Consider the following 12,365-nt stretch of genomic DNA (forward strand, 5'->3'; position numbering starts at 1 on the left):
ATGAATCCTCTTTCACAGACAAAGCAAGATTCTACAATCATATTAGATTCAAAAATAGAGCCATTTTCGCAACTCGCGCACTTTTGGGAGAATGCACCACTTATTTATAATGACGCTATTTTTATCGCAGATTCACATTTTATGCCGCTCAATACGACTTTAAACGATGAAAGTAAAAATGCCTCAATTGCGCTTCTTAATTATTTTAAAAGTCTGCTCGATTCGGTGCAAAATATCCCCTCGCAAATCTTTCTTATGGGCGATATTGCTCATCTGCTGTTTGGTGGAATAAGTTCAAGCCACAAAACACATAAAGAGCTTTTAGAGCTTATCATATCTCTTAGTGCGCATTCCCAAATATGGTGGTTTGAGGGCAATCACGATTTTAATCTCGTGTGGATTGGTGCGTTAAAAAAGCATTTCAATCGTATTTTTATTGTCCCGCGCAACGACCAACCAAAGGCATTTTTATTCGAATCTAATGGTGCAAAAAAGCGCATTCTTTTAGCACACGGCGATTTATTTCTCAACACAAAATATGAACTCTATATACGATGTATGCGAACTCAATTTTTGCAGTTTTGTATGCGTTTTATTGATTTTGTAACTTTTGGTAATCTGTATCACAATATCATTGCAAAAGTTAATCGCAAACATATTAGGGTTGGCAAGGCGCAAATGAGCGAGTTTGCGCCACTTAGAATCTGTGCATATGAAAAATATATGCGGAAAAAGCTCAATATAGACGATTTGGTAAATCTAGATTCCATCTTTGATGCGGTTATAGAGGGGCATTTTCATATCGGGCAAACCTATAGCAATGGGGCTGTGTATGTCTCTCTCCCCTCATTTTATATAAATGGAAGCATTTTTGCTATACAATCCTTACCTGATAATAAAATCACATAAGGAGAGCATTTGAAAAGCGATAAAATCGATGTTATGCGTATTGCTAGTAATGAAATGGAACTTGTGGATTTTAGAATCTATGAGGACAAAGATGGCGAAACTTATGAAGGTGTGTATGGTATCAATGTCGCTAAGGTAAACGGTATTGTCGATTATCCTGAGGAAATTTTTGAAACACCCGGTAGCCCAGAATACATGCTGGGTATGTTTGATTTGCGTGGTGATATATTGCCACTTATTGATTTGACGCGTTGGATGAGAATTAAGCCAAAAGAGGATATCAAGTATCAAAAAAAGGTAATTGTTACAGAATTTAACAACAAACGACTTGGTTTTGTCGTCCATGCAACAAAGCGTCTTAGACGAATAAGTTGGGCAGATATAGAATCTGCTATGTTTAGCCTAAGCAATGATGAGCAAAGGGGTAAAATCACCGGCACAACGCGCATAGAGGACGGGCGCACATTGCTTATTTTGGACTTAGAGGGCATTCTTGACGATCTTGATTTCCATATGCCAAGTGGCGATAGTGCCGATGTAGAGCAATTCAAAGCACAGCAAAAATTCAGCGGAACCGCACTCATTGTCGATGATAGCTCTATCGCGCGCAAACTACTACACAACACACTTACAGAGATTGGCTTTGATGTTGTTGATGCGATTGATGGCGTAGCTGGGTTAGAGCGTCTTAATCAGCTGTATGACCAATGGGGAAATACTATAAATCAGCGATTAAAGCTCATTATTTCGGATATCGAAATGCCTAGAATGGACGGATTCCATTTTGCCGCACAAGTCAAAAATGATGCGAGATTTAGTAATATTCCGCTACTTTTTAACTCATCAATTAGCGACAAAGTCAGCGCAAACAAAGGAAAAGAGATAGGAGCAGAGGCTTATCTAGTTAAATTTGATGCAAAACTATTTTATGATGAAATAAGCAGAATTTTGTCAAAATAATAGTAGAATGCCTTTTTTGAAAATTTCGTTATGAGGATTCGCAATGGATGATATACAAGAGATAATGGAAGACTTCCTCGTAGAAGCCTTTGAAATGATAGAACGACTAGACCAAGATTTAGTGGAACTTGAGAGCAACCCTGAAGACCTTGATCTGCTTAATAGAATCTTTAGAGTAGCTCATACAATCAAAGGTTCGAGTTCATTTTTGAATTTTGATATTCTCACTCGCCTCACACACAATATGGAAGATGTGCTCAACAAAGCTAGGCGCGATGAGTTAAAAATTACACCTGATGTGATGGATGTCGTGCTACACTCCATTGACTTGATGAAGTCCTTGCTGAATGCCATACGTGATAATGGCACAGATGCCAATAGTGGTATTGACATTGATGATACTGTGGTACGACTTCAAGCTATCTCTAATGGCGGTGCAGCAAGCGAAGCGGAGGCTACAGCAGCTGCTCCTGCGCCAGAAGATCAAGCGGTAGCCGCACCAAGTAACAATACAAATGCAAACAATCCACTTGCCGATGAACCGGATTTAGACTATGCCCATATGAGCGGTGAGGAAGTCGAGGCAGAAATTGAAAGACTACTCAAAAAACGACAAGAAGCCGATAAACAAGCGCGTGCGGCTCAAAAAGCGAATGGTGGTGCAGCAGCAGTGCAAACACCAAAAGCCCCAGATGCTGCTCCTGCTCCTAAACCCACTCCAGCAGCTGCTCCTAAACCCACTCCAAAACCAGCAGCAAAAAAGGCAGGAGATGAAAAAGCACCGGCAGCGAATGTAGAGCAAACTGTACGTGTTGATGTAAAAAGACTAGACCACCTTATGAATCTTATCGGTGAACTCGTGCTCGGCAAAAACCGCCTCATCAAGATTTATGGTGATGTGGAAGAGCGATATGACGGAGAGAAATTCCTAGAAGAACTCAATCAAGTCGTGGCTTCTATTTCATCTGTAACGACCGATGTGCAGCTTGCTGTGATGAAAACACGTATGCAACCTGTGGGAAAAGTATTTAACAAATTCCCTCGCATGGTGCGTGATCTCTCCCGTGAGCTCAACAAAAATATCGACCTTATCATTAGCGGTGAGGAAACAGAGCTTGACAAGTCTATCGTGGAAGAGATTGGCGACCCACTTGTGCATATTATTCGTAACTCTTGCGACCACGGCGTAGAAAGCCCTGAAATTCGTGCGGCAGCAGGTAAGCCAGAAACGGGTACCGTGAAACTTAAGGCATACAATGAAGGCAATCATATTGTGATTGAAATTACCGATGACGGCAAGGGCTTAGATGCAGATATGCTTAAACACAAAGCTATGGAAAAGGGGCTTATTAGTGAAAGAGAAGCTGATAGTATGAGTGATAAGGAAGCCTTTGCCCTTATCTTTAAGCCCGGGTTCTCAACTGCCGCAGCAATTACAAATGTGTCAGGGCGCGGCGTGGGTATGGACGTGGTGAAAACCAATATTGAAAAACTCAATGGTATCATTGATATAGAATCCGAAAAAGGTGTAGGCACAACCCAAAAACTCAAAATCCCACTTACACTTGCCATTATTCAAGCATTGCTCGTAGCAGTGCAAGAAGAATACTACGCCATACCTCTTGCCTCTGTTATCGAAACCGTGCGCGTGAGCCAAGATGAAATCTACACAGTTGATGGTAAAAGCGTATTACGCTTACGTGATGAAGTGCTACCTATTGTGCGCTTGGCTGATATTTTCAAAGTAGATTCTGTATTGGAAAATACGAGTGAAGTATATGTAGTTGTCATCGGCTTGGCGGAGCAAAAGATGGGTGTAGTTGTGGATTATCTCGTGGGACAAGAGGAAGTAGTTATCAAATCACTAGGCTATTATCTCAAAGGCACAGAGGGTATTGCTGGTGCAACCGTGCGGGGTGATGGTAAGATTACGATGATCGTCGATGTGGCGGCGATGATGGAAATGGCAAAAGAAGTGAAGGTCAATATCACTAAAGCAGCGGAAGAAAATACCGCGGCACACGCGAAACATTCTCCAAGTGATTATGTGGTGCTCGCAATCGATGATAGCAATACCGATAGGGCAATTATGAAAAAATGCCTTAAAACACTCGGTGTTACCGTGCTTGAGGCTTCAAATGGCTTAGATGGACTTGATATTGTCAAAAATGGTGATAAGCATCTTGATGCTGTGCTTGTGGATATTGAGATGCCTAAAATGGACGGCTATACATTTGCTTCCGAGGTGCGTAAATACAACAAATTTAAGAATCTTCCGCTTATTGCTGTTACAAGTAGAAATAGCAAGACAGATAGAATGCGCGGGGTAGAATCTGGTATGACAGAATACATTACCAAGCCATATACACCCGAGTATCTCGTCAATGTTGTAAAACGCAACATTAACCTAACCATAGAGGGAGAATAAGATGAGCGATAACAAACTAAAAGAAGTCCTTGAAAAACAACAAAACAAGGGTGAGGACGCTACATCTGTGGAGAAAACGCTCCATATCATAGGCTTTATGATTGGCAACGAAGAATTTGCGGTGCCAATTCTTAATGTGAAAGAAATCATCAAACCTATAGAATACACGCGTGTGCCGGCAGTGCCTAACTATGTGCTAGGTGTATTTAACCTACGCGGAACAGTCCTACCCCTCATTAGTATGCGATTAAAGTTTGGCTTGTCTGCAATTAAGCAAGATGCGGATACTCGATTCTTGGTTGTAACACAAAGAGATGAGATGATTGGCTTTATGATTGACAGACTCACGAGTGCGATACGAATCCCAGAAAATGACATTGAACCAATCCCAGAGACATTTAATGAAAATCAAAATTTATTGCAAGGTATTGGTAAGCGCGAAGACCGCCTCATCACAATCCTCAATGTAGAAAATCTCTTAAAAAGAGATTTTTAACTTTCTACTATGAGGGGTTTTATACAATTCTTTAGATTCTATGATTATAAAGGTGGTGTTGCATCAAAGCGATTAGGATTCCGCATTATCAAAAAGGATAATGTTGCAACATTGCTTATTGCGGGATTTCCTCTCTTACAAAAGAAAGTGCTTATTACGCAAACAGGGGGGGGGGTATAGTGTAAGTGCAGAAATAATAGATGTCATCTATCGTTTTTGTGGCTTCCCGGTATTCAAAACCTTTAAATATAAAAAATTAAATAACAAAACTCCTTATCTCCGCCAAAATTACCTCTTGTCCTTGGGTCTTTGCAAAATGTCGGATTCTGAACTTTTTGAAAAAACGCAGAATCTTTGCAAAAATATGGATTCAAAAAGTAAGCAAATCGTGCATAGGATTATCTCTCGCACCAAAGAAGCGGATCTCTCGCCCACAAACAAAGTCTTTTGTCTCACTCAAGATGAGAGGGAGAAGCTAGAATATATTCACAATGATTATCGTGCAAATATATGCAAAGTTACCTCAAATATCTTTTGTTTATCAGGATTATTTTCTTCCTATAAAGCATTTTGAAACTTCCGTCTTTTGTTACAAGCACGGGCTAGATACATTCTCACCACAAACATTGCAGAAAATAAAGAATCTTGATATTATCGATGTAGGTGGATTTGTTGGCGATAGTGCGCTCATTTTTCAACATTTTACAGATAAAAATATTTATAGCTTTGAAGCCACAAATCGCAGCTACAATCTTATGCTTGAAAGCATTAGACTTAATCACGCACAGCGTATTGTCCCCATAAAAAAGGCTTTGGGAAGTGAGCATACCACGATGACTATTAATATATACGGGAGTGCTTCAAGCCTTATAAATGATGTGGGTAATGATAAAGAAGAGGTAGAAATCATCACACTTGATAGCTATGTCAATGAGCATCAGCTCAAAATAGGACTTATCAAAGTTGATATTGAGGGCTTTGAGATGGAGTTTTTAAAAGGTGCTAAAGAGACCATTTGCCAACAAAAACCAGCAATGATTCTAAGCATTTATCATCAAGCGAGTGATTTCTTTGATATCAAACCGCTGCTTGAATCGTGGAATCTAAACTATACATTCCGCGTTTATAAACCAATTGATGACAATATCTCCCTTGAAACAACACTAATGTGTGAAGTATTGTAAGCCATACATAAATCAAAATCTTACAGATTCTATCTCCTATGAATCTTAGAATCCATATTGTATAAAAAGCTTTTTATACAGCAAAAGCCCTATATATACACTCCATACGCGCGGAGGTCATTATGCTTTGGTGTAGAGAGATAGAGCGAAGCCCCAAACTCTCGCGCCACCTCACGCATTGCTTGCCATAATCGCTCATAGCAATTCCGCACATTTTCCGCATTTGTGCTTGACTTACTCATTTGAGTGTTAAGAGCGGTTTTTTTTGCAGGATAATTTTTACCCGCTACACCCATACTCTCCATAGAAGCTGCATATTGAGAATCTGCACCCGACAACACAGATTCTAAACATTCCATACCCCCCATAGATTCTATATATTCTTGTGGCACTTCAAAGCCCAAATGTGCTTCATTTATCGCTCTTGCACTTTGCAAACTAAAAAGCCCAAACACACCTAGTGATACTTGCGCCTTGTAGCCCCCTGCACGCTTTATGGATTCAAACTCTTGTAAAAATATTCTTGCCTCTGCCGCACTAAAAAAGGGTTGTGTAATGATTTGATTCGCCCCCACTTGTAATTTTTGTACCAATCTCTCTTTGGATTTAAAATCTACCAAACTCCCGCTTCCGCCGATGATATGGGGCTTTTCGCCTAGCACCTCCCGCGCTAAAGCTATCATCTCCACACCGCTAAAGCCCTCTCCTTCCCCACCAATAAGTGCTAGAGTCTTAAAGTTTGCATACGCAAACGCTAAAAGTTGCGAGATGATTTGTTCCCTCCCAGCCGCACCCGCATAGCCACTGCCACTTAATGTGGGCACAAAACATATATCCCTAAATTCCTCCAAGCCTGAAAGCATTTGTGCGCCTACAAGCGCATTCACACTCGGCTTTTTGCGTGGATTCAAAGGGAGGATTACATATTCCACCCTTTGCCCCAAATACTTCCTTGCGCCCTCACACATCGCCCTTAACACTGACGAATCACCCTTAAAATCCTGTGGTAAAAACTCAATCCCAAACATCATTGCTCCGTTTAATCCCATTTTTAATCCCAAATGCTATAATCTTAGCATTTTTTGCAAAGATTAAGGACTAGATTATGAATCTTGTTGTGTTTGATTTTGATTCTACATTGATGAATGGCGAGACGATTGATATACTCGCTCACGCGCACAATGTGAGTGATGAAGTAGCACAAATCACGCATAGGGCGATGAATGGAGAGCTTGACTTTTATGAAAGCCTCAAAAAACGTGTGAGTGCGCTCAAAGGCTTAAGCTACCAAAAGGCTTTAGATATTGCGCATTCTTTACCACTCAATCCGGGAGCAAAATCCTGTGTCGCCTCTCTCAAGGCACAAGGGCACAAAGTTGTATGCTTTAGCGGAGGATTCCATATCGCCACGGATTATTTTGCCAAAATCTTAGGGCTTGATGCGACTTTTGCAAATATTTTGCATCACAAAAATAATATTCTCACAGGCGAAGTGGGAGGCGAGATGATGTTTGCAGATTCTAAAGGTGAAATGCTTTTGCGCTTACAGAATCTCCTGCATATCACGCGCGAAAACACCATTGTCGTAGGCGATGGGGCGAATGATAGGAGTATGTTTGCTCACGCCGATGTGCGTATTGCCTTTTGCGCGAAAGAGGTGCTTAAAAAAGAAGCGAATATCATCATAGACACACAGGATTTAAGGGAAGTCCCCAAAGCCCTGCAAATCCCCATACAAGATATAAAGGAGTAGCAATGACAATTAGCATACTTTGCGGAGGCTCTGGCACGAGGCTTTTCCCGCTATCTCGTGAGCTTTTACCCAAGCAGTTTGTATCGCTTCTTCCCAGTCAAGATGGCGCACCCTCACACTCACTTTTCCAAGAAACGCTTCTTCGAAATGCCTTTTTGCAAAGCTCTCTCAATGCTAAGATTCAAGTTATCACTAATGAAAATCACTACTTCATTGCCAAAGATCAAGCCAAGGAATGCGGATTTGATATTGATGAGTTCATTTTAGAATCCATTGGCAAAAATACCGCCCCAGCTCTTGCTATGGCGGCTTTGAGCGTGTGCAAGGATTCTAAGAATACCCAAAATACAGATGATATTATCCTTGCCCTGCCAAGCGATCATCTTATCAAAGATACACTTCTTTATCAAAAGGCGATTGATGAGGCTATCATTCTAGCCAAAAAGGGCTTTTTGGTTACCTTTGGCATCACACCCACATCGGCTCACACAGGCTATGGCTACATCAAAGCCAACAAAAACAATGTCGAGCAGTTTATAGAAAAACCTACACTCCAAAAGGCACAGGAGTATATCAAGCAGAAATATTACCTGTGGAACAGCGGTATGTTTTGCTTTAGTGCGGAGGTTTTTTTGCAAGAGCTTTGCACCCACGCAAATGATGTATATCAATCCTGCAAGGCGGTTTTTGAATCCGCAAGAGAGGCTAAAGAAGAGCATTTCTTGCGCTTAGATTCTAATTTAAGTGAGAAATTACCAAATATCAGTATAGACTATGCCCTTATGGAGAAAAGTCAGAAAGTAATGTGTGTGCAGGGGGATTTTAGCTGGAATGATGTGGGGAGCTTTGAATCTTTAGCAAATGAATACCCAACTGATAATGCACATAATGCGAGTAAAAATGCCTTTGTGAGCAAAGACTGCGCGAATAACTTTATCCTATCAAACAAACTCGTAGCAGGTGTGGGAATAGAAGACTTGATGATTATTGATGAAAGTGATTGTTTGCTGATTGCCAAAAAGGGGCGCGCGCAGGAGGTGAAAGATATTGTCGCTACCCTTAAAGATTCTCATCCCGAGCTTACAAAGGTACATAGACTGGTGCATCGCCCGTGGGGAAGCTATGGTGTGCTTTTAGAATCTCAAAATTATAAAATCAAGCAAATTATCGTCAAGCCAAAGGGGCGACTTAGCCTACAAAAACATTATCATCGCAATGAGCATTGGATTGTCGTGAGTGGTTCGGGGCTTGTAACCATAGGTGAAAAAGAGTTTTTTTTGAAAGCCAATGAATCCACCTATATCCCTATGGGCGAGGTGCATAGGCTTGAAAATCCCGGCACACTGCCGCTCGTGCTTATTGAAGTGCAAATGGGCGAATATTTGGGCGAAGACGATATTGTGCGCTTAAACGATGACTATCAACGCGCGTAAATTACGCCTTTTTTCCGTTTTTGGATTAAGCCACCTTGCTTTTAGATTCTATTTTTATTTTATGCGTCCCTATTTTGCCTTGAAATCGTGCTTTTACCTCACAAGTCCTATGCAAACTCTAATCCAAAAGCTAAAAAATATCTTAGTAGCGATTCCACACGTGTTTTTATGTGTCCTGCTGCCCTGCACGCTCAATTCACATCTCTTTGCCAAAGCCTACGAACCGCTCCTTTTGAGCGATTTTGCCCCCTATGCTGACAAGCTAGACTTAAGCCAACCTGCGCAGTGGTTAGTAAGTGAGAAACTTGATGGCGTGCGTGGGCTATGGGACGGGGAACGAATGCACTTCCGCAGCGGCAAAACAATGCCTCTCCCACAAGCATTTAGCGCAAATTTTCCTCCATTTGCTCTTGATGGCGAACTTTATAGCCCACATCTGCATTTTAATGAAATCATCTCAATCCTCAAAAATCCTGCAAGACAAGATGAAATTACCGAGCTTAAATATTATGTCTTTGATGTGCCTTTCGCGAGTGGTGGGCTTATGGAGCGATTAAATATTTTGAAGCAATATTTAGAATCTCACCCTCATAACTTTATAGAGATAATCCCGCAAACTCCACTTGAAATCCTAGATTCTGTATATACCCGCTTAGAATCTATCACACAAAATGGAGGCGAAGGGCTTGTGATACGTTCCGCACTTGCACCCTATGAATCAAAGCGAAGCAAAAACGCCTTCAAACTCAAAAAGAGCAAAGATGCTGAATGTGAAGTGGTAGCACATACAGAGGGCAAGGGTAAATATAGCGGAATGCTCGGCGCACTTGTGTGTCGCTATAATGGCACATCTTTTAAAATCGGTAGTGGATTGAGTGATGAGACACGGCGCAACCCGCCAAAGATTGGCACAATTATCACTTTTAAATATCAAAGCCTTACTCCAAGGGGTATTCCACGTTTTCCTGTCTTTTGGCGCATCAAAGAGGGTGAATAAGAAAAATTAAAGTTTTCTTTATTTATAATCCACTCTTTTGTTTCAAAGGATAATAATGATTTTTTTAAGACAGCTTTTAGCACATAGGGGGGGGTAGAATCTAAATCTTCTTACATAAGCTCCGCTCAAAATTTTCATCACTCACCTCATTGTAATGTTTATACACAATCTTATCTCTCGTGGCTTTATCTTTTTCCGCTTATTATCACGCCATTTAGCCCATTTTATGCCTATATAGTTTGTGTATTTATAATGGTGGGACTTTCCGCCACTATAAATACCCATTATAGAATCTTGCTCTCTCTCACACTTGTATTTAATATCGCTGTGATTTATTCAAGTCGCCTCTATTTTAATATCGCCACAGATTTTGATGATGATTTCTCACGATACTATCAAAACTACCTTGATATATACGATAACATTAGCGGAGCTATGTTTGTATGGGGTGGGGGTTTTGAGATAGGATTGCCGCTTTTTTATAAGCTTTTATCACTTTTTTTACCAAAACTCATACCACAATATCTCCTCTTTTTCACTGCCTTAGGCGCAACTTCACTCTTTTATATATGGTGTGAATATTATGGCACAAAATGGGTTAAACCTCATCAAAAAGCCGCTCTTATTGCCTTTGCGTGCTTTATAGGTATATTTTTAGAATCTCTAGGACTCACACGCCAATGTTTTGCTTCTATCTTTTTGCTCTTTGGATTTTTCGCACATACAAAAAGATTCAAAATATTATTTTTTGCGTGTGCTATTGGCTTTCATTTAAGCTCAATCCTTATTATTGTCCTTTTTTACACCTTATATTATTTTCCTAAGCTAAGCCTTTGTATCGCCCTCACATTTTTTGTAGTTTTTGTTGGAGATTCTATATTTACCAACTCCCTTTTGCGTGAGCTTGCACCATTTTTGGATATATTTCTCCCCTCCAAACTTGCCTCTTATTTTACTTACTATGTGAGTGCGCACGGCTACGATCCGCTTACACTTAAATACATACCCATTATCAAAGTCATACTAATGTGCTGTGTAATTTTCTGTCTTTTTATCATTACCCCCCACGATAAACTTACCTATAAATACAAGACTCTTATTTTAGTAAGCTTTGGCATTTATATGACCAATATTGTTCCACACCGCATTGTAAGTCTTGTGTGTATAATGTGCTTTTATTTTATTGTATTTGTTATTTTGAGACGCTTTTATAAACTTGCTCTTTTATTTTTCTTTCCTTATTTTTTAAAGCTTTGTTTCAATTATCTTACTTCGAGTGATAACCCACAAACACAAGCACTTGAGCTATTTCATTCTTTTGATATAGCACATTTCTACCCATTTTATTATTTTTTACAAGGAGGTTTTTGATGAGAATCCTGTCTAATTACGACCAAATAAGACTTATTTTGGTTTTTAAAAAACGCAAATGGCTTTTTGGCATAACCCTAGTTGTATGTATGATTTTGGGAAGTGTTTTGGTGCATATGCAAAAAAACTCTCCTCAAAATACCACACCTTTTGACAGCCCGATACAATCCATAGAACCACAAATGTCTTTTTTCAAAGTGCAAAAATATAGGGAGCTTTCTTTATCAAAAGACATTATTCAAAATACCCTGCAACACTTCTTTAATGAAGATATAATTACAGATTTTCGTCTCTATGCTCAAGGGGGTTTGTTTGATGTTTATATGATTTCTTATGCCGATACTAACCCATTAGCAGAAATTCTAAACACACTCAATGAGCACCCTATCACTCAACTCACATTGCTAAATATCAAAACACTTCTACCCACCCTTGAAAATGATATGAAGCACTATGCCCAGCTTATTATACAAAATGGCTTTTTTGAAACTCTTGATAATAGCCTTCCATTTGACACACACAAAAACCGCCCCATAAACAAACATTATATCTATCTTGATAAGAACAGAATAGCTTCCGAGAAAGGTTACGCTATCCGCTCCACAGAAGTAATAAAGTCTCATCAAAGCCTAAATAGCAAAAAGATATGGATTTTTATGCTTATAGCTTCAGTGATGATAAGCATCTTTGTCATTTTTGGTGTTGAAAGTTTTGTGAAACTTAGGAGAAAACTCAAACAAAGCTCATAAACCCACCTCACCACATTTCATAGAGAAAATTTGTCTGTGGATTTTATATTAAGTTTTCTTTGGATATAATCCGCAGTTTTTAAGC

At 39.9% G+C, this 12,365-nt stretch carries 13 protein-coding genes; 12 read left to right on the top strand and 1 reads right to left on the bottom strand.

Going from position 1 to position 12,365, the window contains the following annotated elements:
- From LS67_RS07490 to LS67_RS07510, 7 genes are all read left to right on the top strand, one after another.
- On the top strand, nt 1-909 hold the full coding sequence (locus LS67_RS07490; protein ID WP_231944772.1) for a metallophosphoesterase: 909 nt from the start codon (nt 1-3) through the stop codon (nt 907-909).
- 9 nt (nt 910-918) lie between these two features.
- Entirely contained in the window at nt 919-1,869 is a 951-nt protein-coding gene (locus LS67_RS07495) for a chemotaxis protein CheV (protein ID WP_034326238.1), read from the top strand.
- Between the two features lie 43 nt (nt 1,870-1,912).
- On the top strand, nt 1,913-4,297 hold the full coding sequence (locus LS67_RS07500; RefSeq protein ID WP_138109672.1) for a hybrid sensor histidine kinase/response regulator: 2,385 nt from the start codon (nt 1,913-1,915) through the stop codon (nt 4,295-4,297).
- 1 nt (nt 4,298) lies between these two features.
- Nucleotides 4,299-4,793, top strand: a complete 495-nt coding sequence (locus LS67_RS07505) for a chemotaxis protein CheW (protein WP_034328327.1) — start codon at nt 4,299-4,301, stop codon at nt 4,791-4,793.
- 9 nt (nt 4,794-4,802) lie between these two features.
- Nucleotides 4,803-4,973 carry a hypothetical protein gene (locus LS67_RS09645; protein WP_161594486.1) on the top strand — a complete coding sequence of 57 codons (171 nt, stop codon included), beginning with the start codon at nt 4,803-4,805 and terminating at the stop codon, nt 4,971-4,973.
- Between the two features lie 136 nt (nt 4,974-5,109).
- Nucleotides 5,110-5,367 carry a hypothetical protein gene (locus LS67_RS10005; RefSeq protein ID WP_236096370.1) on the top strand — a complete coding sequence of 86 codons (258 nt, stop codon included), beginning with the start codon at nt 5,110-5,112 and terminating at the stop codon, nt 5,365-5,367.
- Between the two features lie 52 nt (nt 5,368-5,419).
- Nucleotides 5,420-5,977, top strand: coding sequence for an FkbM family methyltransferase (locus tag LS67_RS07510; RefSeq protein WP_236096371.1), 558 nt, complete (start codon nt 5,420-5,422; stop codon nt 5,975-5,977).
- An 89-nt stretch (nt 5,978-6,066) separates the two neighbouring features.
- On the opposite strand, the gene LS67_RS07515 is transcribed toward LS67_RS07510, so the two are convergent.
- Nucleotides 6,067-7,026, bottom strand: a complete 960-nt coding sequence (locus LS67_RS07515) for a hypothetical protein (RefSeq protein ID WP_138109674.1) — start codon at nt 7,024-7,026, stop codon at nt 6,067-6,069.
- A 56-nt stretch (nt 7,027-7,082) separates the two neighbouring features.
- On the opposite strand from LS67_RS07515, the gene serB reads away from it, so the two are divergent.
- From serB to LS67_RS07540, 5 genes are all read left to right on the top strand, one after another.
- Nucleotides 7,083-7,730: a phosphoserine phosphatase SerB gene (gene serB, locus LS67_RS07520; RefSeq protein ID WP_034328330.1), complete on the top strand. Its 648-nt coding sequence runs from the start codon at nt 7,083-7,085 to the stop codon at nt 7,728-7,730.
- 2 nt (nt 7,731-7,732) lie between these two features.
- Nucleotides 7,733-9,163: a mannose-1-phosphate guanylyltransferase/mannose-6-phosphate isomerase gene (locus LS67_RS07525; protein WP_034328332.1), complete on the top strand. Its 1,431-nt coding sequence runs from the start codon at nt 7,733-7,735 to the stop codon at nt 9,161-9,163.
- Nucleotides 9,144-10,160 carry a DNA ligase gene (locus LS67_RS07530; RefSeq protein ID WP_236096372.1) on the top strand — a complete coding sequence of 339 codons (1,017 nt, stop codon included), beginning with the start codon at nt 9,144-9,146 and terminating at the stop codon, nt 10,158-10,160. Before LS67_RS07525 ends, LS67_RS07530 begins: the two co-directional genes overlap by 20 nt.
- Nucleotides 10,161-10,412: 252 nt before the next feature.
- A complete protein-coding gene (locus LS67_RS07535; protein ID WP_034327846.1) occupies nt 10,413-11,531 on the top strand; it encodes an EpsG family protein in 1,119 nt (372 codons plus the stop codon).
- The gene (locus tag LS67_RS07540; RefSeq protein WP_034327844.1) at nt 11,531-12,280 is read left to right on the top strand and encodes a hypothetical protein; all 750 of its coding nucleotides are present in this window, start codon (nt 11,531-11,533) and stop codon (nt 12,278-12,280) included. Before LS67_RS07535 ends, LS67_RS07540 begins: the two co-directional genes overlap by 1 nt.
- Nucleotides 12,281-12,365: the final 85 nt, after the last annotated feature.

It is taken from the genome of Helicobacter sp. MIT 03-1616 (assembly GCF_000765685.2).
Lineage (GTDB): Bacteria > Campylobacterota > Campylobacteria > Campylobacterales > Helicobacteraceae > Helicobacter_C > Helicobacter_C typhlonius.